Source organism: Streptomyces sp. NPDC042100, assembly GCF_055582325.1.
This window is the reverse complement of the sequence record NZ_JBVJDK010000017.1, coordinates 86,797-111,095: the sequence shown is the minus strand read 5'-3', so window position 1 is coordinate 111,095 and position 24,299 is coordinate 86,797. Positions and strand designations below refer to the sequence as shown.

Sequence of the window (24,299 nt, the reverse complement as noted above, 5' to 3'; positions counted from 1 at the left end):
CGACAGCAGAACGGCTCAAGGCGACCCATGCCCCAGCACACCTCCGGGTCTGACCGCGCTGCGGTGCCCCCAGCAGCCCGGGGCACCGTGCGACCGCCCGCACCGACCTCGCTCGACGAGCTGTGGCGCTCGTACAAGGACACCGGCGACGAGCGGCTGCGGGAGCAGCTGATCCTGCACTACTCGCCCCTCGTGAAGTACGTCGCCGGGCGCGTCAGCGTCGGCCTGCCGTCCAACGTCGAGCAGGCGGACTTCGTCTCCTCCGGGGTCTTCGGACTCATCGACGCGATCGAGAAGTTCGACGTCGAACGGGCCATCAAGTTCGAGACGTACGCCATCACCCGCATCCGCGGCGCGATGATCGACGAGCTCCGGGCCCTGGACTGGATCCCCCGCTCCGTGCGCCAGAAGGCCCGCAACGTCGAACGGGCCTACGCCACGCTGGAGGCGCAGCTGCGGCGCACCCCCACCGAGCCCGAGGTCGCCGCCGAGATGGGCGTCACCCTGGAGGAACTGCACTCGGTCTTCAGCCAGTTGTCCCTGGCCAACGTGGTCGCCCTGGAGGAGCTGCTGCACGTCGGCGGCGAGGGCGGCGACCGGCTCTCCCTCATGGACACCCTGGAGGACACCGCCGCCGACAATCCCGTCGAGGTCGCCGAGGACCGCGAGCTGCGCCGGCTGCTGGCGCGGGCGATCAACACCCTCCCCGAGCGGGAGAAGACCGTCGTCACGCTCTACTACTACGAGGGCCTCACCCTGGCCGAGATCGGACACGTCCTCGGCGTCACCGAGAGCCGGGTCAGCCAGATCCACACCAAGTCCGTCCTCCAGCTCCGCGCCAAGCTGGCCGACGTGGGCCGCTGACCGGGCGGGCCGTTCCCGCCGTACAGTGGGTCCGTGCCAAGGATTCGAGCGGCCTCCGTGGCCGAGCACCGGACGATGCAGCGCGGCGCCCTGCTGGACGCCGCGCGCTCCCTGCTGTCCGAAGGCGGGACGGAGGCGCTGACCTTCCCCGCCCTCGCCGAGCGCACGGGCCTGGCCCGCTCCTCGGTCTACGAGTACTTCCGCTCCCGCGCCGCGGTGGTCGAGGAGCTGTGCGCGGTCGACTTCCCGGTCTGGGCCGCCGAGGTCGAGGCCGCCATGGCCGGCGCCGCGACCGCCGAGGGCAAGGTCGAGGCCTATGTCCGCAGCCAGCTCGACCTGGTCGGCGACCGGCGGCACCGCGCGGTGGTCGCGATCTCCGCGAGCGAGCTGGACGACGGCGCCCGCGAGAAGATCCGCGCCGCGCACGGCGGCCTCGTCACCATGATCGTCGACGCCCTGACCGCCCTGGGCCGCCCGCAGCCCCGGCTGGAGGCCATGCTCCTCCAGGGCGTGGTGGACGCGGCGGTCCGCCGGATCGAGCTCGGCGCGGCCGAGGAGCCCGGCGCCATCGCCGACGCGGCGGTCTCCATGGCGCTGGGCGGCGTCCGGGGCGTCTGAGCCCCCCGGCCGGGAGCGGCGGGCACCGGCAGCAGCCGGGAGCGGCCGCCGCGCAGCAGCCGCAGCGGGTCCAGATAGGCCCCGCCGCGCAGCAGCCCCCAGTGCAGACACGAGCGCGGACAGTGCCCGCCGGGCGCGACCCGCGCCACCACCTGGCCGGCCCGGACCTCCGCGCCCGCCCGGACCAGCGGCTCCACCGGCCCGAACGTCGTGCGCAGCGCGGGCGGGCCCGTCCCCGCCAGGGTGATCGTGAGGACGCCCCGGCCGCCGACCGGGCCCGCGAAGGCCACCGTGCCCGCCCCGGGCGCCCGCACCGGGGTGCCCGGCGGGGCCGCCAGGTCGACGCCGCGGTGACCGGCCGCGTACGGCCCGGGCGGCGGTGCGAAGCCGCGCAGCAGCTCGGGCCGGGGCGGTCCGACCGGCCAGACCGCCGTGAGCAGCGAGAGCAGGGGAAGCAGCAGGAGCGTGACAGGGCGCATGGCGACAGGCTGCCCGCCCCCGCGCCGCCGTGCCGGGGCCCGGCCGGATCTGTGGACAACCGTCCGGTTGTGGACAGGCCCGTCACCCGCCGCCTCCGGGGTCCCGTACACTTTCCATGGCGACCCGGGTCACCGGGTCGACTTCGCACGCCCCGCCATCGGTCTCCGTGACGGATGGCAGCGCCTTTCGGTCCCTCGTGGCACGGCGCGTCCGGGGCGTCAGGAAAACAACCGAGAAACCACAAGGAGATGGCCATGGCCGTCGTCACGATGCGGGAGCTGCTGGAGAGCGGCGTCCACTTCGGTCACCAGACCCGTCGCTGGAACCCGAAGATGAAGCGCTTCATCTTCACCGAGCGCAACGGCATCTACATCATCGACCTGCTCCAGTCGCTGTCGTACATCGACCGCGCCTACGAGTTCGTCAAGGAGACCGTCGCGCACGGCGGCTCCATCATGTTCGTCGGCACGAAGAAGCAGGCGCAGGAGGCGATCGCCGAGCAGGCGACGCGCGTGGGCATGCCCTACGTCAACCAGCGCTGGCTCGGCGGCATGCTGACCAACTTCTCCACCGTCTACAAGCGCCTCCAGCGCCTGAAGGAGCTGGAGCTCATCGACTTCGAGGACGTGGCCGCGTCGGGCCTCACCAAGAAGGAGCTCCTGGTCCTCTCGCGCGAGAAGGCCAAGCTGGAGAAGACCCTCGGCGGTATCCGCGAGATGTCGAAGGTCCCCAGCGCCGTCTGGATCGTCGACACCAAGAAGGAGCACATCGCCGTCGGTGAGGCGCGCAAGCTCCGCATCCCGGTCGTCGCGATCCTCGACACCAACTGCGACCCCGACGAGGTCGACTACAAGATCCCGGGCAACGACGACGCGATCCGCTCCGTCACCCTGCTCACCCGCGTGATCGCCGACGCCGTCGCCGAGGGCCTCATCGCCCGCTCCGGCGCCGCGACCGGCGACTCGAAGCCGGGCGAGAAGGCCGCCGGCGAGCCCCTCGCCGAGTGGGAGCGCGACCTGCTGACGGGTGAGAAGAAGGCCGACGAGGCCGAGGTCCAGACCTCCGCCGAGACCGAGAAGGTCGCGGACGCCGAGGCTGCCGACGCCGCCGCCGAGGTCGAGGCCCCCGCCGCCGAGGCCCCGGCCGCCGAGCAGGCCTGACCCTTCAGGAACCTGAGGACCTTCGGGTGACGACGGCGGGGGCCCACGAAGCCCCCGCCGTCCACCCGTGGACCCGCCCGATCTTTCAGACTTCGAGAGAGAAACAGACTCATGGCGAACTACACCGCCGCTGACGTCAAGAAGCTCCGCGAGCTCACCGGCGCCGGCATGATGGACTGCAAGAAGGCCCTGGACGAGGCCGACGGCGACGTCGACAAGGCCGTCGAGGCGCTCCGTATCAAGGGCCAGAAGGGCGTCGCCAAGCGCGAGGGCCGCTCTGCCGAGAACGGCGCCGTGGTCTCCCTCATCGCCGAGGACCACACCTCGGGCACCCTCGTCGAGCTGAAGTGCGAGACGGACTTCGTCGCCAAGGGTGACAAGTTCCAGGCCGTCGCCGCCGAGCTCGCCAAGCACGTCGCCGCCACCGCCCCGGCGGACCTCGACGCCCTGCTCGCCTCCGAGATCGAGGCCGGCAAGACCGTCCAGGCGTACGTCGACGAGGCCAACGCCAACCTCGGCGAGAAGATCGTCCTCGACCGCTTCGCGCAGTACGCCGACGGCTTCGTCTACGCGTACATGCACCGCACGATGCCCGACCTGCCCCCGCAGATCGGTGTCCTCGTCGAGTTCGACAAGGCCGACGCCGAGGTCGCCAAGGGTGTCGCGCAGCACATCGCCGCGTTCGCCCCGAAGTACCTCACCAAGGAAGACGTGCCGGCCGAGGTCGTCGAGACCGAGCGTCGCGTCGCCGAGGAGACCACCCGCGCCGAGGGCAAGCCCGAGGCCGCGATCGCCAAGATCGTCGAGGGTCGCGTCAACGGCTTCTTCAAGGACGCCACGCTGCTCGGCCAGCCGTACGCCCTGGACAACAAGAAGTCCGTCCAGAAGGTCCTGGACGAGGCCGGTGTCACCCTGAAGCGCTTCACCCGCATCAAGGTCGGCATCTGAGTCCGTCAGCAACGGACACCGGACCCCGGTAGGGTCTGAAGCAGCCGCTCGCGCTCGCGCGGGACGGCCGCAGATCTGACGAGGAGGCCATTGCCGTACGGGAAGCCGCAAGGACCCCAGGCAATGGCCTTCTTCGTATGTGCACGAGGAGACCTCCATGAATCAGGGCGCCGCACAGGGCGACGACAACATCGGCAAGAAGACCGGCCGCTACATGCTGAAGCTGTCCGGGGAAGCCTTCTCCGGCGGCACCGGGCTTGGGGTCGACCCGGACGTCGTGCACGCCATCGCGCGTGAGATCGCCGCCGTGGTCCGCGACGGCGCGGAGATCGCCATCGTCATCGGCGGTGGCAACTTCTTCCGTGGTGCCGAGCTCCAGCAGCGCGGCATGGACCGGGCCCGTTCGGACTACATGGGCATGCTCGGCACCGTGATGAACTGCCTCGCCCTCCAGGACTTCCTGGAGAAGGAGGGCATCGACTCCCGCGTGCAGACCGCCATCACCATGGGCCAGGTCGCGGAGCCGTACATCCCGCTGCGCGCCGTGCGCCACCTGGAGAAGGGCCGTGTGGTCATCTTCGGCGCCGGCATGGGAATGCCGTACTTCTCCACCGACACCACCGCCGCGCAGCGCGCGCTGGAGATCGACGCCGAGGCCCTGCTCATGGGCAAGAACGGTGTCGACGGGGTCTACGACTCCGACCCGAAGACCAACCCCGACGCGGTCAAGTTCGACGCGCTGGAGTACGGCGAGGTGCTCTCCCGCGACCTCAAGGTCGCCGATGCCACCGCCATCACGCTCTGCCGGGACAACAACCTCCCGATCCTCGTCTTCGAACTGCTCGCCGAGGGCAATATCGCGCGCGCGGTGAAGGGTGAGAAGATCGGCACTCTCGTGAGCGACCAGGGCACCCGGGCCTGACCCGAACCGGGAACCGCCCCGCGAGGGGATGGACAGAGCCCTGCCGGTCGTACAGCCGTGCAGGACACAACGCGACGACACGCAGGAGCAAGTGGTGATCGAAGAGACCCTCCTCGAGGCCGAGGAGAAGATGGAGAAGGCCGTCGTGGTCGCCAAGGAGGACTTCGCCGCGATCCGCACCGGCCGTGCGCACCCGGCGATGTTCAACAAGATCGTGGCGGACTACTACGGAGCCATCACCCCGATCAATCAGCTGGCGTCGTTCTCGGTGCCGGAGCCGCGCATGGCCGTGGTGACCCCGTTCGACAAGACCGCGCTGCGCAACATCGAGCAGGCCATCCGCGACTCGGACCTGGGCGTCAACCCCAGCAACGACGGCAACATCATCCGTGTGACGTTCCCGGAGCTGACCGAGGAGCGCCGCCGCGAGTACATCAAGGTCGCCCGCGGCAAGGCCGAGGACTCCAAGGTCTCCATCCGCGCCGTGCGCCGCAAGGCCAAGGACGCCCTCGACAAGCTCGTGAAGGACAAGGAGGCCGGCGAGGACGACGTGCGCCGCGCCGAGAAGGAGCTCGACGACCTCACCGCGAAGTACGTCGCGCAGGTGGACGAGCTGCTGAAGCACAAGGAAGCCGAGCTCCTCGAGGTCTGATGAACGACTCTTCCTGGGGGGCCCCGGCCACAACCGGCTTCGGGGGACCCGACCAGGGGCCTGCCCCGGCGGGTCCCGCCTACGAAGGGCGGCGGGCGGCGCAGACTCGGCCCATGCCCATCGTGTCCGACGACGTTCCCGCCGACGGCAACCAGGACGATCACGATCGGGGGGCCGCCCAGCAGGGCGGTCCCCCGTTCCGTGACGTGACGCCGCACGAGCACCCGCAGGAGCCCATGTCCAGCCCGTCCCAGCCCGCGTCCGCGCCTTCGCCCCGGCAGCAGCCGCGGCAGAAGAAGAGCGCGGGGCGAGACCTGGGCGCTGCCATAGGGGTCGGGGTCGGGCTCGGCGCCGTCGTCATCGCGTCGTTGTTCGTCTGGAAGCCCGCGTTCGTCGGCGTGATAGCGGTCGCCGTGGTCGTCGGCCTGTGGGAGCTCACCTCCCGCCTGCAGGAGCGGAAGGGCATCAAGGCCCCGCTGGTCCCGCTCGCGGTCGGCGGCGCCGCCATGGTCGTCGCCGGATACGTGCGCGGCGCGGAGGGCGCCTGGGTCGCGATGGCCCTGACCGCGCTCGCCGTGCTCGTCTGGCGGATGACCGAGCCGCCGGAGGGCTATCTCAAGGACGTCACCGCGGGGGTCTTCGCCGCGTTCTACGTGCCGTTCCTCGCGACCTTCGTCGCGATGCTGCTGACCGCCGCCGACGGCCCGCAGCGGGTGCTGACCTTCCTGATCCTCACGGTGGTCAGCGACACCGGCGCGTACGCCGTGGGCTGGCGCTTCGGCAAGCACAAGCTCGCCCCGCGGATCAGCCCCGGGAAGACCCGCGAGGGGCTCTTCGGCGCGGTGGCCTTCGCCATGGCGGCCGGCGCGCTGTGCATGGAGTTCCTGATCGACGGCGGAACCTGGTGGCAGGGCCTGCTGCTCGGCCTCGCGGTCGCGGCCAGCGCCACCCTGGGCGACCTGGGCGAGTCGATGATCAAGCGCGATCTCGGCATCAAGGACATGGGCACCCTGCTGCCCGGTCACGGCGGCATCATGGACCGGCTGGACTCCCTGCTGCCGACGGCGCCGGTGGTCTGGCTGCTGCTCGTGCTGTTCGTGGGCAGCGGCTGAGCCCCGCCACCCGCCCGTGAGGGCCCGCCGCCGACACCGGTGGCGGGCCCTTCGCCGTTGCGCCGGACGGGGGACCTGGGCGCGGGGCGCAGGGACCGCACGGCCCGCGCGGGCAGGATCCCGGCATGACGAAGGCTCGCTCGGCCGGGAAGCCCCCGGGTTCGCTGACCGTCCTGCTGACCCTCGCGTCGGGGCAGTTCCTGATGGCGCTCGACAGCTCCGTCATGAACGTGTCCATCGCGACCGTCGCCGACGACGTCGGCACCACGGTCACCGGCATCCAGGGCGCCATCACCGCGTACACGCTGGTCATGGCGATGTTCATGATCCCCGGCGGCAAGGTCGGGGTGCTGATCGGCCGCAAGCGCGCCTTCATGGTCGGCTGCTGCGTCTACGGGATCGGCTCGCTCACCACCGCCCTGGCGCCCAGCCTCCCGGTGCTGCTGCTGGGCTGGTCCTTCCTCGAAGGCATCGGGGCGGCGCTCATCATGCCCGCGATCGTGGCCCTGGTCGCCGGGAACTTCCCCACCGATCGGCGCCCCTACGCGTACGGCGTCGTGGCCGCCGCCGGAGCCGTCGCCATCGCGCTCGGCCCGCTCATCGGCGGCGTCGCCACCACCTACTTCTCCTGGCGCTGGGTCTTCGCCGGGGAGGTCCTGCTGGTCCTCGTCATCCTCGTGTGCGCCCGCTCCATCGCCGACGCCGCCGCCGAGGAGCGCCCGCGCATCGACCTCGTCGGCGCGCTGCTGTCCGCCGCCGGGCTGGGGATCTTCGTGTACGGGGTGCTGCGCTCCGACGAGTGGGGCTGGGTCCGGCCCAAGACCGGCGCGCCCGCCTGGCTCGGCGTGTCCCTGGTCGTGTGGACGGCGCTTGCGGGGCTGCTCCTGCTCTGGCTCTTCCTGCGCTGGGAGTCCCGGCTCGCCGCGCGCGGCAAGGAACCGCTCGTCGATCCGGCGATGCTGCGCAACCGGCGGCTCACCGGCGGTCTGACGATGTTCTTCTTCCAGTACCTCGTCCAGATGGGTGTCTTCTTCGTCGTCCCGCTCTACCTGTCCGTCGCCCTCGGCCTGTCCGCGCTGGCCACCGGCGCGCGCATCCTGCCGCTGTCGCTGACCCTGCTGGCCGCCGCGCTGCTGATCCCGCGCTTCCTTCCGGACGTCTCCCCGCGCCGGGTGGTGCGCTGCGGGGTGCTCGCGCTGCTCGCCGGCGCGGTCGTCCTGATGGCCGCGCTCGACGCCGACGCGGGCGCCGAGATCGTCACCCTGCCGCTGCTGCTCATCGGGCTCGGCATGGGCGCGCTCGCCTCCCAGCTGGGCGCGGTCACCGTCTCCGCCGTGCCGGACCGGCAGAGCGCGGAGGTCGGCGGCATCCAGAACGCCGTCACCAACCTCGGCGCCTCCATCGGCACGGCCCTGGCCGGCTCACTGATGATCGCGGCGCTCACCACCTCGTTCCTGACCGCCGTCGAGCAGAACCCGGCCGTCCCGACCGAGGTCAAGAGCACCGCCTCGGTCGAGCTGGCCGGCGGCGTCCCGTTCCTCTCCGACGCCCAGCTCACCACCGCCCTCGACCAGGCGGGAGTCGCCCCGGAGGTGACCGACGCCGCCCTGGAGGCCAACGCCGCCGCCCGGCTCGACGGCCTGCGCGCCGCCCTCGCGATCCTGGCCGGCGCCTCGGTCGTGGCCCTGTTCTTCACCTCCCGCGTCCCCGGCACCCAGCCGGGCGCGGCGGCCCGCTGACCCGGGCGGCCCGCGCATCGGGCGCACCGGCCCGCGTCTGCGACACTGGTAGGACCATGCCCAAGCCCGGAGAACTCACTTTCGTCGCCCCGCGCGGAGCCAAGCAGCCCCCGCGGCACCTCGCCGACCTCACGCCCGCCGAGCGCAAGGAGGCGGTCGCCGCGATCGGCGAGAAGCCGTTTCGCGCCAAGCAGCTGTCCACGCACTACTTCGCGCGCTACGCGCACGACCCGGCGGAGTGGACCGACATCCCCGCCGCCTCGCGCGAGAAGCTGGCGGGGGAGCTGCTGCCCGATCTGATGTCGGTCGTGCGGCACATCTCCTGTGACGACGACACCACCCGCAAGACGCTGTGGCGGCTGCACGACGGCACGCTCGTCGAGTCGGTGCTCATGCGCTACCCGGACCGGGTGACCATGTGCATCTCCTCGCAGGCGGGCTGCGGGATGAACTGCCCGTTCTGCGCCACCGGCCAGGCGGGGCTCGACCGCAACCTGTCCACCGCCGAGATCGTGCACCAGATCGTCGACGGGATGCGCGCCCTGCGCGACGGCGAGGTGCCCGGCGGGCCGGCCCGGCTCTCCAACATCGTCTTCATGGGCATGGGCGAGCCGCTCGCCAACTACAAGCGGGTCGTCGGCGCCATCCGCCGGCTCACCGACCCCGAGCCCGACGGCCTCGGCCTGTCCCAGCGCGGCATCACCGTCTCCACCGTCGGGCTCGTCCCGGCGATGCTGCGGTTCGCCGACGAGGGCTTCAAGTGCCGCCTCGCGGTCTCGTTGCACGCCCCCGACGACGAGCTGCGCGACACCCTGGTCCCCGTGAACACCCGGTGGAAGGTCCGCGAGGTCCTCGACGCCGCCTGGGAGTACGCGGAGAAGTCCGGCCGCCGGGTCTCCATCGAGTACGCGCTGATCCGGGACATCAACGACCAGGCCTGGCGCGGCGACCTGCTCGGCAAGCTGCTCAAGGGCAAGCGGGTGCACGTCAACCTGATCCCGCTGAACCCGACGCCCGGCTCCAAGTGGACCGCGTCCCGTCCCGAGGACGAGAAGGCGTTCGTCGAGGCCATCGCGCGCCACGGCGTGCCCGTCACCGTCCGCGACACCCGGGGCCAGGAGATCGACGGTGCCTGTGGACAGCTGGCCGCCGCCGAGCGCTGACCTTGTAGTCTGAGGTCGAACACATCTTCATATTCCGACAGGGGAGCGCCACAGCGCTGAGAGTGCGGCACCGTCAGGCCGCAGACCCTCTGAACCTCGCCCAGGTCATTCTGGGTAGGAAGTTCGGTCGTAACTCAAGCTGTTGCGCCCTGCCCGCGTCCGGTGTCCCCGGCCGCGGGCGGGGCCGCGTCTCTTCCTGGACACCCCCAGGAGGACATCCACGTGAACACCAAGAAGGCGGCCGCCGCCGCGCTCGTCGCGGCGCTCGGCGTCACCACCCTCGCCGCCTGCGGCGGCGGGGACACCGGCAAGGACAAGGCCACCGGCACCCCCGCGCCGAAGACCGTCACGCTCGTCAGCCACGACTCCTTCAACGCCTCCAAGGAGGTGCTGGCGGACTTCACCAAGCAGACCGGCTTCACGGTCAAGGTCCTCAAGAGCGGCGACGCCGGCGCGGCCGTCAACAAGGAGATCCTGACCAAGGGCTCCCCCCAGGGCGACGTCTTCTTCGGCGTCGACAACACCCTGCTCTCCCGCGCCCTCGACAACGGCATCTTCACCCCGTACGAGGCCAAGGGCCTGGACCGGGTCCCCGCCGCGCTCCAGCTCGACAAGGAGCACCGGGTCACCCCGATCGACTCCGGCGACATCTGCGTCAACTACGACAAGCAGTACTTCGCCGACAAGAAGCTCGCCCCGCCGGTGACCTTCGACGACCTGGCGAAGCCCGCGTACAAGGACCTCCTCGTCGTGGAGAACCCCGAGCGGTCCTCCCCGGGCCTCGGCTTCCTGCTCGGCACCGCCGCGAAGTACGGTGACGGCGGCTGGCAGGACTACTGGAAGAAGCTCAAGGACAACGGCGTCAAGACCGTCGACAGCTGGGAGCTCGCCTACAACCAGGAGTTCTCCGGCTCCGCCGGCGGCAAGAAGGCCAAGGGAGACCGCCCGCTCGTCGTCTCCTACGCCTCCAGCCCCCCGGTCGAGGTGCTCTACGCCGAGCCCCAGCCGAAGGCGGCCCCCACCGGCGTCTCCACCGGCACCTGCTTCCGCCAGACCGAGTTCGCCGGCCTGCTGAACGGGGCGAAGAACCCCGAGGGCGGCAAGGCGCTGATCGACTTCCTGATCTCCAAGAAGTTCCAGGACGACATGCCGCTCCAGATGTTCGTCAACCCGGTGACGAACGACGCCACCCTCCCCGAGCTCTTCACCAAGCACGGCGTGGTCGTCGACAAGCCGGAGACCATGGCGCCCGACAAGATCGCCGCCCACCGTGACCAGTGGATCCAGCAGTGGACCTCGCTCGTCGTGAAGTAGCCGCGCCGGCCCGCCAGGGCCGCCCCGGCCGTACGGGGAACGCGGCGCGGCTCGCCCTCATGGCGCTGCCCGCCGCGTTCTTCGCGGTCTTCTTCGCCTGGCCCGTCGTCTCCATCGTCGAGCGCGGGCTGCGGCCGGACGGGCACTGGGAGCTCGGCCGCTTCACCGAGACGCTCGGCAGCCCCGAGATCCTCGACGTGCTGTGGTTCACGCTGTGGCAGGCGCTCGCCTCCACCGCGCTCACCCTGCTGATCGCCCTCCCCGGCGCGTACGTCTTCGCCCGCCTCGACTTCCCCGGCAAGGGCGTCCTGCGGGCCGTCGTCACCGTGCCCTTCGTGCTGCCCACGGTCATGGTCGGCACCGCCTTCCTCGCCCTCGTCGGGCGCCGCGGACTCCTCGACGAGCTGTGGGGCGTCCGGCTCGACACCGGCGTCTGGGCCATCCTCATCGCCCACGTCTTCTTCAACTACGCGGTCGTCGTCCGCACCGTCGGCGGCCTCTGGGCACAGCTCGACCCGCGCCAGGAGGAGGCCGCCCGGGTGCTCGGCGCCTCCCGGTGGCGCGCCTTCCGCACGGTGACCCTGCCCGCCCTCGGGCCGTCCGTCGCCGCCGCCGCGCTCATGGTCTTCCTCTTCACCGCGAGCTCCTTCGGCATCGTGCAGATCCTCGGCGGCCCCGCGTACTCCACCCTGGAGACCGAGATCTACCGGCAGACCGCCGACCGGCTCCAGCTCTCCACCGCCGCCGTCCTCACGATCGTGCAGTTCCTCGCCGTCGGCGCGATCCTCGCCGTGCACGCCCGGATGGTCCGCCGCCGCGAGACCGCGCTGCGGCTGGTCCCCGCCGAGCGGACCGCCGCCCGCCCGCGCGGCGCGGGGCAGTGGCTGTTGCTCGCCGCCGTCCTGCTGTCGATCGGGCTGCTCATCCTCGCGCCGCTCGGCGTCCTCGTCGAACGCTCCCTCGCCACCCCCACCGGCTACGGCCTCGACTACTACCGGGCGCTCCAGACCGTCGACGAGACCGGCACCTTCCTCGTGCCGATGACCGACACCATCGTCAACTCCCTCCAGTACGCGCTCGCCGCCACCGCCATCGCCCTCGTCATCGGCGGGCTCGCCGCCGCCGCGCTCACCCGGCGGGCCGGGCGGCTGGTCCGCGGCTTCGACGCGCTGCTCATGCTGCCGCTCGGGGTGTCCGCCGTCACCGTCGGCTTCGGCTTCCTCATCACCCTCGACGAACCGCCGCTCGACCTGCGCGCGAGCTGGATCCTCGTGCCGCTCGCCCAGGCACTGGTCGGCGTCCCCTTCGTCGTACGGACCATGCTGCCCGTGCTCCGCGCGGTCGACGAACGGCTCCGCGAGGCCGCCGCCGTCCTCGGCGCCTCCCCGTGGCGCGCCTGGCGCGAGGTCGACCTGCCGCTCGTGCGACGGGCGCTGCTCATCGCCGCCGGCTTCGCCTTCGCCGTCTCGCTCGGCGAGTTCGGCGCCACGGTCTTCATCGCCCGCCCCGACAACCCGACCCTCCCGGTGGCCGTGGCCCGCCTGATCGGCCGGCCCGGCGAGCTCAACTACGGCCAGGCCATGGCCCTCTCGACGATCCTCATGGTGGTGTGCGCGGTGTCCCTGCTGCTCCTCGAACGGCTTCGCACCGACCGGACCTCGGGGGAGTTCTGATGCTGACGCTCCACGACGCCACCGTACGGTTCGGGGACCGCGCGGTGCTCGACGCGGTGGACCTCGCGGTCGCCGAGCACGAGACCGTGTGCGTGCTCGGCCCCAGCGGCAGCGGCAAGTCCACCCTGCTGCGGGCCGTCGCCGGACTCCAGCCGCTCACCGCGGGCCGGGTGCTCCTCGGCGGCGCCGACCAGACCGGGGTGCCCGCGCACCGGCGCGGGGTCGGCCTGATGTTCCAGGACCACCAGCTCTTCCCGCAGCGGGACGTCGCCGGGAACGTGGCCTTCGGGCTGCGGATGCACGGCGTGCCCCGCGCGGAGCAGGGCCCGCGCGTCGAGGAGCTGCTCGACCTGGTCGGGCTGCCCGGCGCGGGCCGCCGCGCGGTCTCCGCGCTCTCCGGCGGCGAACAGCAGCGGGTCGCCCTCGCGCGCGCCCTCGCCCCCCGCCCCCGGCTGCTCATGCTCGACGAGCCGCTCGGCCAGCTCGACCGGGGGCTGCGCGAACGGCTCGTGGTCGAACTCCGCGACCTCTTCGCCCGCCTCGGCACCACCGTGCTCGCCGTCACCCACGACCAGGGCGAGGCCTTCGCGCTCGCCGACCGGGTCGTCGTCATGCGGGACGGGCGGATCGCCCAGACCGGCACGCCCCTGGACGTCTGGCGGCGGCCCGCCTCCGAGTTCGTCGCCCGCTTCCTCGGCTTCGACAACGTGGTCGCCGCCACCGTCACGGGCACCTCCGCCGCCACCGTCTGGGGCCCGGTCCCCGTCCCGGGCGGCTCCCCCCAGGGGGCCGCGCGCCTCCTCGTCCGCCCCGGCGGCGTCCGCCTCGTCGCCCCCGGCGAGGGCCTGAGCTGCCGCGTCGCCTCCCGCACCTTCCGGGGCAACCATGTCGCCGTCCGCCTCGCCCCGGCCGAGGGCCCGCCCCTGGAGGCGGAGTTCCCGCTGCGGGACGCGCCGGACGAGGGCGCCGAGACGGGGGTCGCGTTCCGCGCGGAGGACGTGGTGGTCCTCCCGGAGTGAGCCGGGGGCGGCCCCGGCCGCTCAGCCCCGCAGGGGTACGGCCGCCAGTTCGCCGACCGTCCAGGTCAGCGGCACGAAGACGGCCAGCAGGACGCCCGCGCGCAGCAGGGCCGCCGAGCGCAGGGCGGTCGGCGGGGCGCCGATCCGCAGCAGCGCCTCGGTGGTGCGGGCCCGGGACTGGCGCGACTCCAGGGCCGCCGTCAGGAGCGTCGCGGACGTGCAGCCCACCACCAGCGCGGCGCCCAGGCCGGCCAGCGGCCCGAAGCCGGTGCCGAGGGCGAGCGCCGCCACCGCGCCGGAGCCGACCGCGCAGACCACGCCCAGGGGGCGCCCGATCCGGCGCGCCTCGTTCATCAGGACCCGGCCGGCGAGCAGCCGCACGGCGCCGGGGCGGACGAGCTGGAGCAGCCGCCCGCAGGCGTGGGTCAGGCCGGGGCCGGCCATCGCGAGGCCCGCCGCGGTGAGGATCCAGCCGGCCAGGACCCCGCCGCCGCCCTCGCGGCCCGCGTACGTCTCCAGGGCGAGGCCGATGGCGAGGAGGGACACGCCCCAGGGGAGCCCGGAGGGCGGCGCGGAGGCGCGCGGCGCGGGGGCGGGCGTGGCGCGGGGGCGCAGCGAGAGCCCGGCGGCGGTGGCGGCGACGACGGGCAGCACCGCCAGCAGGGTGAGCGCGGCGGGCACCGGCATCGGCTGGTCGGCGGCGAGCAGTTCGGCCGCCGCCCCGTCGAAGGGGAGTCCGGTGATGTCGCCGCGCAGGTGGAGGTAGAACAGCAGCGCCACGGCCGAGCCGAGGGTGCAGGCGACCGCCGTGGAGGCGGCGGCGAGCGCGGTGAGCCGGGCGGGGCCGAGGCCGACGGCGTCGAGGCCCTGCCGGGGCCGGGTGCTGGGGTCGGTGCGGGCGACGGCGACCGCGAACTGCGCCGTCGCGGCGAGCGGCAGCACGCACCACAGCAGGCGGACGGCGGAGGCGGCGGAGCGGTCGGGGTGGCCGACCGCGTAGCCGAGGGCGCACAGCAGGAGGAAGCCCACCCCGGCGGCGGCCGCCGCCACCGCGAGGCGGCGGAGCTGGACGAGGGGGTGGGTGCCGCGGACTAGACGGAGAGCGAGCACGCGGCGACGCCCTCCGCCCCGGTGGCCGGCGGTACGGAGCCGACGCGGCGTCCGTCGAGGAGGGCGACCGAACGGTCGGCGAGGGCGGCGACCTCGGGGTCGTGGGTCGCGAGCAGCACGGTGATCCGGTGCGAGCGGGCGGCGGCGGTGAGGGTGCGCAGCACCTGGGCGCCGTCGGCGCGGTGCAGGGTGGCGGTCGGCTCGTCGGCGAAGAGCACCGAGGGGGTGGTGACGAGTGCGCGGGCGATGGCGATCCGCTGCCGCTGGGAGTGGTTGAGGGCGCCGGGGCGGCGGCGCGCGGCGGCGCCGATGTCGAGGCGGTCGAGCCATTCCAGGGCGCTGGTCTTGGCGGCCCGGTGCGAGATGCCGCGCAGCAGCAGCGGCAGGGCCGCGTTCTCCCAGCCGGTGAGCTCGGGGACCAGGCCGGGCTCGGGGTCGATCCAGCCGAAGCGCTCGCGGCGGACCCGTTCGCGCCGGGCGGCGCCGAGGGTGTGCAGGGGTGCGCTGTTGAACCAGACCTCGCCCTGCTGGGCCACGGTCTGGCCGGAGAGGCAGCGCATCAGGGTGGTCTTGCCGCTGCCGCGCGGTCCGGTGAGGGCGAGGATCTCGCCCTCGCGCACGCCGAGGGAGACGCCGGTCAGGACGTCGGTGCCGCCCAGGGTGCAGTGCAGGGAACGCGCCCAGAGCACGTCGTTGTCCGGTGGGGCCATCGCGTACACCTCGATGCTGAATCCGACGGGGTCCGTTCCCCCGTCCGGGGGAACGAGGGGAGGGGCCTGTCGGTCACCGTAAGGATTCAGATCAGCTTGTACGGACAGCACGCGGCCCGGGGCGCCGCCATCCACTCGGATGGCCGCACACCCGGGCCGGGGTCACGCCGTGAGGGCGGCGTGGCGCACGTCGAGACTTACAGCTTCGCCCAGGCCTCGGTGAGGGTGGTCCGGAGGATCTGCTCGATCTCGTCGAACGTGGACTGGTCCGCGATCAGCGGCGGAGCCAGCTGGATGACCGGGTCGCCACGGTCGTCGGCGCGGCAGTAGAGGCCGTTCTCGTACAGCGCCTTGGAGAGGTAGCCGTAGAGGACGCGCTCCACCTCCTCGTCGTTGAAGGACTCCTTGGTGACCTTGTCCTTGACGAGCTCGATGCCGTAGAAGAAGCCGTTGCCGCGGACGTCGCCGACGATCGGCAGGTCGTGCAGCTTCCGCAGCGTCGAGAAGAAGTTGCCCTCCTGGTCCAGCACGTGCTGGTTCAGGCCCTCCTTGTCGAAGATGTCGAGGTTCGCCAGGGCCACGGCGGAGGACACCGGGTGGCCGCCGAAGGTGTAGCCGTGCAGGAAGGTGTTGTCGCCCTTGTAGAACGGCTCCGCGATGCGGTCCGAGACGATGCAGGCGCCGATCGGGGAGTAGCCCGAGGTCATGCCCTTGGCGCAGGTGATCATGTCCGGCACGTAGCCGAACTTGTCACAGGCGAACATCGTGCCGAGGCGGCCGAAGGCGCAGATCGTCTCGTCGGAGACGAGCAGCACGTCGTACTGGTCGCAGATCTCGCGGACGCGCTGGAAGTAGCCGGGCGGCGGCGGGAAGCAGCCGCCGGCGTTCTGCACCGGCTCCAGGAAGACGGCCGCGACGGTGTCGGGGCCCTCGAAGAGGATCTGCTGCTCGATCTGGTCGGCGGCCCAGCGGCCGAAGGCCTCGGGGTCGTCGCCGTGGATCGGGGCGCGGTAGATGTTGGTGTTCGGCACCTTGTGCGCGCCGGGGACCAGCGGCTCGAAGGGGGCCTTCAGGGCCGGCAGACCGGTGATGGACAGGGCGCCCTGCGGGGTGCCGTGGTAGGCGACCGCACGCGAGATGACCTTGTACTTGGTGTGCTTGCCCTGCAGCTTGAAGTACTGCTTGGCGAGCTTCCAGGCGGTCTCGACGGCCTCGCCGCCACCGGTGGTGAAGAAGACCTTGTTCAGGTCGCCGGGCGCGTAGTCCGCCAGACGCTCGGCGAGCTCGACGGCCTTGGGGTGCGCGTACGACCACACGGGGAAGAACGCGAGCTCCTGGGCCTGCTTGTACGCGACCTCGGCCAGCTCCTTGCGGCCGTGACCGGCGTTCACCACGAACAGGCCGGCGAGGCCGTCGAGGTAGCGCTTGCCCTTGTCGTCGAAGATGTAGGTGCCCTCACCGCGGACGATGGTGGGGACGGGGTTGTTCTCGTACGACGACATGCGGGTGAAGTGCATCCACAGGTGGTCGTAGGCGGTTTTCGAGAGGTCCTGGCTCACGGCTATCGGGTTCCCCACATATAGGTCTGCTTCTTGAGCTTCAGGTAGACGAAGCTCTCGGTGGAGCGCACCCCGGGGAGGGTGCGGATGCGCTTGTTGATCACATCCAGGAGGTGGTCGTCGTCCTCGCAGACGACTTCCACCATCAGGTCGAACGAGCCCGCGGTCATCACCACGTACTCACATTCGGCCATGGCGGTCAGCGCCTCCGCCACCGGATCCAGGTCACCCTCGACGTTGATGCCGACCATCGCCTGGCGCCGGAAGCCCACGGTGAGCGGGTCGGTGACGGCGACGATCTGCATGACGCCCTGGTCGAGCAGCTTCTGGACGCGCTGCCGTACGGCGGCTTCGGAGAGGCCGACGGCCTTGCCGATGGCGGCGTAGGGACGGCGACCGTCCTCCTGGAGCTGTTCGATGATCGCCAGGGAGACGGCATCGATCGTCGGGGACGAACCGGTTCCGGTTCTGGAGTCTGTGCTTCGACTGGCCACCACCTCACTGTGCACCGAACCTCGTCGTTCTGGCAACCCCAGACCGATGAAATTCGTTGTCCAAGGGTCCTTACTGAACGGAATCCGAAGTTGACGGGGGGTAGGTCTATTGAAAACGGAAGCAAACCGACTAGGCTGAAGTGTCTCGTCCACCGGGACGCCGCACGATGGAGTGCGGGAACAGAACGTGACAGGAGGGGTGGCACGTGACCACCGAGCTGCGGCGGCTGCGCAACTACATCAACGGGGAGTTCCGGGACGCGGCCGACGGCCGCACCATCGACGTGATCAACCCTGCCACCGGTGAGGCGTACGCGACCTCCCCGCTGTCCGGCCAGGCCGACGTCGACGCCGCCATGGAGGCCGCCGCGGCGGCCTTCCCCGCCTGGCGCGACACCACGCCGTCCGAGCGTCAGAAGGTCCTGCTCAAGATCGCGGACGCCTTCGAGGAGCGGGCCGAGGACCTGATCGCCGCCGAGGTCGAGAACACCGGCAAGCCGATCGCCCTCACCGCGAGCGACGAGATCCCGCCGATGGTGGACCAGATCCGCTTCTTCGCGGGTGCCGCCCGGCTGCTGGAGGGCCGCTCGGCCGGCGAGTACATGGAGGGCATGACCTCCATCATCCGCCGCGAGCCGGTCGGCGTCTGCGCCCAGGTCGCGCCGTGGAACTACCCGATGATGATGGCCGTGTGGAAGTTCGCCCCGGCCCTCGCCGCGGGCAACACGGTCGTCCTCAAGCCTTCCGACACGACCCCCGCGTCGACCGTCCTGATGGCCGAGATCATCGGCCAGATCGTCCCCAAGGGCGTCTTCAACGTCGTCTGCGGCGACCGCGAGACCGGCAAGGCCATGGTCGAGCACCCGACCCCGGCGATGGCCTCCATCACCGGCTCCGTGCGCGCCGGCATGCAGGTCGCCGAGTCCGCCGCCAAGGACGTCAAGCGCGTCCACCTGGAGCTGGGCGGCAAGGCTCCGGTCGTCGTCTTCGAGGACACCGACATCGAGAAGGCCGTCGAGGACATCTCCGTCGCCGGCTTCTTCAACGCTGGCCAGGACTGCACCGCCGCCACCCGCGTGCTGGTCCACGAGTCCATCCACGACGAGTTCGTCGCCGCGCTCGCCAAGGCCGCCAGCGAGACCAAGACCGGTCAGCCGGACGACGAGGACGTGCTCTACGGCCCGCTGAACAACGCCAACCAGCTGAAGCAGGTCAGCGGCTTCATCGACCGCCTGCCGGCGCACGCCAAGGTCGAGGCGGGCGGCCACCGGGTCGGCGACAAGGGCTACTTCTACGCCCCGACCGTCGTCTCCGGCCTCAAGCAGGACGACGAGATCATCCAGAACGAGGTCTTCGGCCCGGTCATCACGGTCCAGTCCTTCACGGACGAGGCCCAGGCGCTGGAGTTCGCCAACGGCGTCGAGTTCGCCCTGGCCTCCTCGGTCTGGACGAAGGACCACGCCCGCGCCATGCGCATGTCGCGCTCGCTCGACTTCGGCTGCGTGTGGATCAACACCCACATCCCGCTGGTCGCCGAGATGCCGCACGGCGGCTTCAAGAAGTCCGGCTACGGCAAGGACCTGTCGGCGTACGGCTTCGAGGACTACACGCGCATCAAGCACGTCATGACCTCCCTGGGCTGACCGAACCCGCTCCACCGGCCCCGGCACCCCGGCCGCCTGCGCGTCAGGTGATCGACAAGGTGTCGGGGCCGCGCCGTCCCGGTCGACGTACCGTCCATTGCCGCTGGTCGCCCCGGGCGACCATGCTGTCCGGGTGAGAGCCAGAGCATTCGACCCCGCCCGCCTGAACCCGACCCGCCGCGCCCTGCTGCGGGGCCTCGGCGGCGCCGGCGCCGCCGCGCTCCTCGCCGGATGCGGGGTGCCCGCCGCCTACGTCGACCCGGAGGACCGGGCCGGGCGGGACCTGTCCGACCGGGACCGGGTGCTGCACTTCGCGAACTGGCCGCTCTACATCGACACCGATGACGACGACAAGTCGAAGCGGCCCACCCTGGACGCCTTCCGGAAGCGGACCGGGATCTCCGTGCGCTACACGGAGGAGATCAACGACAACGACGAGTTCTTCGGCAAGGTCGGCCCGGCCCTGATGAACCACCAGGAGACCGGCCGGGACCTCATCGTGATCAGCGACTGGATGGCCGCCCGCTACGTGCGCCTCGGCTGGGTCCAGGAGATGGACCGGGCCGCGCAGCCCCACGTCGCGAAGAACCTCGACCCGCTGCTGCGCAACCCCGCCTTCGACCAGGGCCGGCTGCACTCGGTGCCCTGGCAGTCCGGGATCACCGGCATCGCGTACAACCGCAAGAAGCTCGGCCGCGAGATCCGCTCCACCAAGGAGCTGTGGGCCGACGACCTGCGCGGCAAGGTCACCCTGCTGTCCGGGCTCGACGAGTCCTTCTCGCTGCTCATGCAGGGCATGGGCGTCGACGTGACCCGCTGGACCGCCGACGACTTCCACGCGCTGTGCGAGCAGATCGAGGGCCTGGTCCGCCGCAAGCACATCCGCCGCTTCACCGGCAACGACTACATCAAGGACCTGTCCACCGGCGACGTGCTCGCCTGCCAGGCGTACTCCGGCGACATCATCCAGCTCCAGGCCGACAACCCGGACATCGAGTTCGTCGTGCCCGAGGAGGGCGCCGAGCTCTGGGCCGAGTCCCTGATGATCCCCAACCTGGCCCAGCACAAGCGCAGCGCCGAGAAGCTCGTCGACTACTACTACGAGCCCGAGGTCGCCGCCGAGCTCGCCGCCTGGGTCAACTACGTCTGCCCGGTCCCCGCGGCCCAGGCCGTCCTCGCCGACTCCGGCGACGAGGAGCGGGCGGCGCTCGCCGAGGACCCGCTGATCTTCCCGGACGACGCGATGCGGGCGCGGCTCGCCATCGCGCGGGACATCAACGCGGACGAGCGGGCCGAGTTCACCAAGCGCTGGAACGCGATCGTCGGCCTGTGAGGACGGGACCCACTTTTTGAACATGTTCATGAGGGGCGTACGCTGCCCCCATGAGCGACACGAACGGGCCCAGAGCCCTTCTCGCGCGTATCCGCGTCTGGCTGGTCGTCTTCATCGTCTGCCTGGTGCTCAGCGGCGCCACGGCCTTCCCGCTCGTCACCGAACTCCGCCTGCTCGACGAGGCCCTGGGCTCCTGGGCCGCCCCCGTCGCCGACGCCCTCCCCGGCCTCGCCGAGTGGATCTCCCGCGTCCGCGACGGCGTCGAGGGCGCCGACACGACGGCCCCGTACCTCCTCTACGGCACCGACTGGCTGGCCTTCGCCCACCTCGTCATCGCCGTCGCCTTCTACGGGCCCTACCGCGACCCGGTCCGCAACATCTGGGTCGTCGAGTTCGGCATGATCGCCTGCGCCGGCGTCATCCCGCTCGCCCTCGTCTGCGGACCGGTCCGGGGCATCCCCTTCTGGTGGTCCGTCATCGACATGTCGTTCGGCGTCATCGGCGTCCTGCCGCTCCTCGCCGTCCGCCGGCTCATCAAGCGGCTGGAAGCCCTCCAGCAGGCCGCGCCGGTGCTCACTTCGACGGCGGGCCGTACGTCGCCAGCATGAGGTTCAGCGCCGTCCGGTTCATGTCCTGGCCCTTGGCGTCCGTCGCGTTGACGCTGTACACCAGCGTGCGGGCGCCGTCCCGGGTCGAGGCGATCGCGGTGGTGTAGCCCCAGCGGCTGCCCGTCTTGCCCCACACCTCGCGGCCGCCCAGCCGCATCATCGACAGGCCGACCGAATACGCCGCCGGGGCGCCGGAGGCGGCGTCCGCGACCTTCGGCAGGGTGAACATCTCCTCCAGCAGCGGCCCGCGCACCACCCGGCCCGCGAACAGGGCCTTCGTGAAGCGCTCCAGATCCGCCGTGGTGGAGATCAGGTCCCCGGCCGCCCAGCCCTCCGTCGGCCCCCACTCCGTCACGTCCCGCAGCTCTGTCGTCCCGTCCGCCCGCGTCATCACCTGGTAGCCGTGGTTGTGCCGGCCCTCGATCCGGGGGCTCCGGCCCGGCAGATACGTGTCGCGCAGCCCCAGCGGGCGCAGGATCCGGGAGCTCACCTGGTGCTCGTACGAGTCGCCCGTCACCCGCTCGACGACCAGACCCGCGATCGTGTAGCCGATGTTCAGGTAGTGCTGCTTCTCGCCCGGCGCGAACTCCCTCGGCCGCGCGGTCGCCGAGCGGACCAGGTCCCTCGGGTCGTGCCGCACGAAGCGGTTCGCGTACCACTCCTCGACCGTCTCGCCGGGCAGCTCCGCCGCCGGGATGCCGTGCGTGTGGTCGAGCAGCTGGCGCACCGTCACCTCGCCGTACGCCGCCGGGATCAGCTCCGGCAGATACGAGCGGGCCGTCCGGTCCAGATCGAGGCGGCCCTCGGCCGCCAGCTGCAGCGCCACCGCCGCCGTGAACACCTTCGTCACCGAACCCGCCCGGAAGCGGGCCCCCGGGTCCGCCGGACGGTTCGTCACCAGGTCGTGCACGCCCGCGGTGCCCTGCCAGGCGCCCTCCGTGCCGCCGACCCGGACCAGCGCCGCCGTCGAGTCCTTCGACGGGAGGGCGGTGATGGCCCGCTCCAGGGCGGCGGTGTCCAGGGGTGTGGTGGCAGCTGTCCTCGTCTGCGTCTGCGTCCGCGTCTGCGCCGGTGCCGCCGTCGCCGGGAGGACCGACGGGCCCGCCGCCACTCCCAGGACCAGCGCGGCGGCCAGCAGCGTGCGAGTGGTGTTCCTCATGGTCAACTCCGGTGGTGTGAGCCGTTGTTCTCGATGGCTCCATCCTGCTGACCAGCGGCGATTCACGGATCGCCCGTGGTGGGGGTTCCTTCGCCCCGGCTTCCTCGCCGGTGCGGGGGAGTCAGGTCCGCCGCGGCTCCCCCGCACGGGGGAGGCCCGCCGCCACCAGACCCGTCTCGTACGCGCAGATCACCGCCTGCACCCGGTCCCGCAGCCCCAGCTTCGCCAGCACGTTCCCCACGTGCGTCTTCACCGTGTGGTCGCTCACCACCAGCTCCGCCGCGATCTCCGCGTTCGACAGGCCCCGCGCGAGCAGCAGCAGCGTCTCCCGCTCCCGGCCCGTCAACGCGTCCAGGCGCCCGTCGGCCGGCGCGTCCGGGCGGCGCCCCGGGCCCGCCGTGTACTGCTCCACCAGCCGCCGCGCCACCGACGGCGCCAGCAGCGCCTCGCCCGCCGCCACCACCCGCACCGCGTGCACCAGATCGTCCCGGCGCACGTCCTTCAGCAGGAAGCCGCTCGCGCCCGCGTGCAGCGCCTCGTACACGTACTCGTCCGCGTCGAAGGTCGTCAGGATCACCGTCCGGCACGCCGACTCCGCGCTGATCACCCGGCACGCCTCGATCCCGTCCATCACCGGCATCCGGATGTCCAGCAGCGCCACGTCCGGCCGCAGCCGCCGCACCGCCTCCACCGCCGCCGCCCCGTCGCCGACCTCCGCGACCACCTCGATGTCCTCCTGCACGTCCAGGATCAGCGCGAAACCGCTCCGCACCAGCTCCTGGTCGTCCGCGACCACCACCCGCAGCGTCATCCCCGTACTCCCCGTGCTCCCCGTACTCCCCGTGCCTCTCGTGCTCCTTGTGCCCCTCGCGCCTCCAGCGGGAGCACCGCCCGCAGTTCGAAGCCGCGCCCGCCCGGGCCCGGGCCCGCCGACGCCGTGCCCCCGTGCGCCGCCGCCCGCTCCCGGACGCCGACCAGGCCGTGCCCGCCCGGACCCCCGGGACGCGGGCCCCGGCCGTCGTCCGTCACCCGGACCTGCACCTCGTCCCTCCCGTACCCCAGGCACACCGACACCGTCGACGCCCCCGCGTGCTTCACCACGTTCGTCAGCGCCTCCTGCACGATCCGGAAGACCGTCGCCCCCGTCGCCGCCGGCAGCGGGCGCACCGTGCCGTCCGTCGCGTACCGCACGTCCAGGCCCCCGCCCCGCACCCGCGCGACCAGCTCCGGCAGCCGGTCCAGACCCGGCTGCGGGTCCCTCGGCGCCGGGCCGCCGTCACCGTCGTCCTCCCGCAGCACGCCCAGCATCCCGCGCAGTTGCCGCATCGCGTCCCGGCCCGTCTCCGAGATCGCCTCGAACGCCGCCTCCGCCCGCTCCGGCGCCCGGCGCACCGCCAGCGGGCCCGCCTCCGCCTGCACCACCATCAGGCTCACCGCGTGCGACAGGATGTCGTGCATCTCCCGCGCGATCCTGGCCCGTTCGCGCGCCGCCGCCTGCTCCGCCTCCACCCGGTTCGCCCGCTGCCGCGCGTCCGTCAGGCGCCCGAACGCGTACGCCGCGCCGAACACGAAGAGCGAGAAGGTCAGTTCGCGCGCCGACTGGGTGTTCAGCCACACCGACACCGGCACCGCCACGAACAGCAGCACCCCCGTCACCAGCCGCTTCCACGGCGCCGACAGGACCGCCACCGAGTAGACCGACACCAGCCCCTGGTACGGCAGCGGCTGTCCCGGGCCCTCCAGCGCCAGCTTGTACAGCGCGCTCGTCGCCAGGACCGCGAGCAGCACCGCCATCGGCGCCCGGCGGCGCCACACCAGCGGCACCACCGTCAGCGTCGTCAGCCCGTACGCCGGCCAGGTCGCCGGCTCCAGCTCCGGACCGCGCGGCACGACGAACGGCATCGTCATCGCCGCCTGCACCAGCAGCGCCAGGGCGATGTCCACCGCCCACGGGTTCGCCGTCGCCCAGGTCCTGAGGCGCTCGCCGTTGTCCCGGATGTCCATCGTCTTCGGTTCCCC

22 protein-coding genes and 1 pseudogene are annotated in these 24,299 nt (G+C 72.0%); 15 read left to right on the top strand and 8 right to left on the bottom strand.

Translation table 11 applies throughout. The features are described 5' to 3' along the window. Window positions 1-27 precede the first annotated feature (27 nt). Together whiG and ACZ6J5_RS31115 are read left to right on the top strand one after the other, a co-directional pair. Window positions 28-864: an RNA polymerase sigma factor WhiG gene (whiG, locus tag ACZ6J5_RS31120; protein WP_362475624.1), complete on the top strand. Its 837-nt coding sequence runs from the start codon at window positions 28-30 to the stop codon at window positions 862-864. Between the two features lie 57 nt (window positions 865-921). Beyond that, complete coding sequence (locus ACZ6J5_RS31115; protein ID WP_469397098.1) at window positions 922-1,482, top strand: TetR/AcrR family transcriptional regulator; 561 nt, start codon at window positions 922-924, stop codon at window positions 1,480-1,482. A 125-nt stretch (window positions 1,483-1,607) separates the two neighbouring features. Here the strand turns inward: ACZ6J5_RS31115 and ACZ6J5_RS31110 are convergent. Beyond that, window positions 1,608-1,961, bottom strand: a pseudogene (locus ACZ6J5_RS31110) (peptidoglycan DD-metalloendopeptidase family protein); the annotation flags it as partial. Window positions 1,962-2,216: 255 nt separating this feature from the next. On the opposite strand from ACZ6J5_RS31110, the gene rpsB reads away from it, so the two are divergent. The 10 genes from rpsB to ACZ6J5_RS31060 all read left to right on the top strand — a co-directional run bounded on the left by rpsB (window position 2,217) and on the right by ACZ6J5_RS31060 (window position 13,664). Next, a complete protein-coding gene (gene rpsB / locus ACZ6J5_RS31105; protein ID WP_469397038.1) occupies window positions 2,217-3,122 on the top strand; it encodes a 30S ribosomal protein S2 in 906 nt (301 codons plus the stop codon). Window positions 3,123-3,233: 111 nt separating this feature from the next. Then, entirely contained in the window at window positions 3,234-4,070 is an 837-nt protein-coding gene (gene tsf / locus ACZ6J5_RS31100; RefSeq protein WP_469397036.1) for a translation elongation factor Ts, read from the top strand. Between the two features lie 157 nt (window positions 4,071-4,227). Next, window positions 4,228-4,992: a UMP kinase gene (gene pyrH / locus ACZ6J5_RS31095; RefSeq protein WP_362475618.1), complete on the top strand. Its 765-nt coding sequence runs from the start codon at window positions 4,228-4,230 to the stop codon at window positions 4,990-4,992. 94 nt (window positions 4,993-5,086) lie between these two features. Next, window positions 5,087-5,644 (top strand): ribosome recycling factor, encoded by a 558-nt coding sequence (gene frr / locus ACZ6J5_RS31090; protein WP_469397034.1) that lies wholly within the window; start codon window positions 5,087-5,089, stop codon window positions 5,642-5,644. Further along, window positions 5,644-6,756, top strand: a complete 1,113-nt coding sequence (locus ACZ6J5_RS31085) for a phosphatidate cytidylyltransferase (protein ID WP_469397032.1) — start codon at window positions 5,644-5,646, stop codon at window positions 6,754-6,756. The genes frr and ACZ6J5_RS31085 overlap by 1 nt, the downstream gene beginning before the upstream one ends. 125 nt (window positions 6,757-6,881) lie before the next feature. Continuing rightward, window positions 6,882-8,495, top strand: a complete 1,614-nt coding sequence (locus ACZ6J5_RS31080; RefSeq protein WP_469397031.1) for an MFS transporter — start codon at window positions 6,882-6,884, stop codon at window positions 8,493-8,495. Window positions 8,496-8,551: 56 nt separating this feature from the next. Beyond that, window positions 8,552-9,658, top strand: a complete 1,107-nt coding sequence (gene rlmN / locus ACZ6J5_RS31075) for a dual-specificity RNA methyltransferase RlmN (RefSeq protein WP_469397029.1) — start codon at window positions 8,552-8,554, stop codon at window positions 9,656-9,658. 222 nt (window positions 9,659-9,880) lie between these two features. Beyond that, window positions 9,881-10,972 (top strand): thiamine ABC transporter substrate-binding protein, encoded by a 1,092-nt coding sequence (locus tag ACZ6J5_RS31070; RefSeq protein WP_469397027.1) that lies wholly within the window; start codon window positions 9,881-9,883, stop codon window positions 10,970-10,972. 59 nt (window positions 10,973-11,031) lie between these two features. Then, window positions 11,032-12,645 (top strand): ABC transporter permease, encoded by a 1,614-nt coding sequence (locus ACZ6J5_RS31065; protein ID WP_469397097.1) that lies wholly within the window; start codon window positions 11,032-11,034, stop codon window positions 12,643-12,645. Then, on the top strand, window positions 12,645-13,664 hold the full coding sequence (locus ACZ6J5_RS31060) for an ABC transporter ATP-binding protein (RefSeq protein WP_469397025.1): 1,020 nt from the start codon (window positions 12,645-12,647) through the stop codon (window positions 13,662-13,664). Before ACZ6J5_RS31065 ends, ACZ6J5_RS31060 begins: the two co-directional genes overlap by 1 nt. Before the next feature lie 21 nt (window positions 13,665-13,685). On the opposite strand, the gene ACZ6J5_RS31055 is transcribed toward ACZ6J5_RS31060, so the two are convergent. The 4 genes from ACZ6J5_RS31055 to ACZ6J5_RS31040 form a co-directional block, all read right to left on the bottom strand. Then, complete coding sequence (locus tag ACZ6J5_RS31055) at window positions 13,686-14,774, bottom strand: hypothetical protein (RefSeq protein ID WP_469397024.1); 1,089 nt, start codon at window positions 14,772-14,774, stop codon at window positions 13,686-13,688. Next, a complete protein-coding gene (locus tag ACZ6J5_RS31050; protein ID WP_469397022.1) occupies window positions 14,756-15,484 on the bottom strand; it encodes an ABC transporter ATP-binding protein in 729 nt (242 codons plus the stop codon). The genes ACZ6J5_RS31055 and ACZ6J5_RS31050 overlap by 19 nt, the downstream gene beginning before the upstream one ends. A gap of 197 nt (window positions 15,485-15,681) precedes the next feature. Beyond that, entirely contained in the window at window positions 15,682-17,061 is a 1,380-nt protein-coding gene (locus ACZ6J5_RS31045; protein WP_469397021.1) for an aspartate aminotransferase family protein, read from the bottom strand. Continuing rightward, window positions 17,046-17,552 carry an Lrp/AsnC family transcriptional regulator gene (locus tag ACZ6J5_RS31040; protein WP_132918998.1) on the bottom strand — a complete coding sequence of 169 codons (507 nt, stop codon included), beginning with the start codon at window positions 17,550-17,552 and terminating at the stop codon, window positions 17,046-17,048. The genes ACZ6J5_RS31045 and ACZ6J5_RS31040 overlap by 16 nt, the downstream gene beginning before the upstream one ends. Window positions 17,553-17,743: 191 nt before the next feature. Between ACZ6J5_RS31040 and ACZ6J5_RS31035 the strand changes: the two genes are divergently transcribed. From ACZ6J5_RS31035 to ACZ6J5_RS31025, 3 genes are all read left to right on the top strand, one after another. Further along, the gene (locus tag ACZ6J5_RS31035; RefSeq protein WP_469397019.1) at window positions 17,744-19,180 is read left to right on the top strand and encodes a gamma-aminobutyraldehyde dehydrogenase; all 1,437 of its coding nucleotides are present in this window, start codon (window positions 17,744-17,746) and stop codon (window positions 19,178-19,180) included. Window positions 19,181-19,313: 133 nt separating this feature from the next. Continuing rightward, on the top strand, window positions 19,314-20,513 hold the full coding sequence (locus ACZ6J5_RS31030; RefSeq protein ID WP_469397018.1) for a polyamine ABC transporter substrate-binding protein: 1,200 nt from the start codon (window positions 19,314-19,316) through the stop codon (window positions 20,511-20,513). Window positions 20,514-20,563: 50 nt separating this feature from the next. After that, window positions 20,564-21,121, top strand: a complete 558-nt coding sequence (locus tag ACZ6J5_RS31025) for a hypothetical protein (protein WP_469397016.1) — start codon at window positions 20,564-20,566, stop codon at window positions 21,119-21,121. On the opposite strand, the gene ACZ6J5_RS31020 is transcribed toward ACZ6J5_RS31025, so the two are convergent. From ACZ6J5_RS31020 to ACZ6J5_RS31010, 3 genes are all read right to left on the bottom strand, one after another. Continuing rightward, window positions 21,087-22,280: a serine hydrolase domain-containing protein gene (locus ACZ6J5_RS31020; RefSeq protein WP_469397015.1), complete on the bottom strand. Its 1,194-nt coding sequence runs from the start codon at window positions 22,278-22,280 to the stop codon at window positions 21,087-21,089. The genes ACZ6J5_RS31025 and ACZ6J5_RS31020 overlap by 35 nt on opposite strands. A gap of 121 nt (window positions 22,281-22,401) precedes the next feature. After that, window positions 22,402-23,091 (bottom strand): response regulator, encoded by a 690-nt coding sequence (locus tag ACZ6J5_RS31015; RefSeq protein WP_469397014.1) that lies wholly within the window; start codon window positions 23,089-23,091, stop codon window positions 22,402-22,404. Further along, window positions 23,088-24,284, bottom strand: coding sequence for a sensor histidine kinase (locus tag ACZ6J5_RS31010; RefSeq protein WP_469397013.1), 1,197 nt, complete (start codon window positions 24,282-24,284; stop codon window positions 23,088-23,090). The genes ACZ6J5_RS31015 and ACZ6J5_RS31010 overlap by 4 nt, the downstream gene beginning before the upstream one ends. Between the last annotated feature and the right edge of the window lie 15 nt (window positions 24,285-24,299).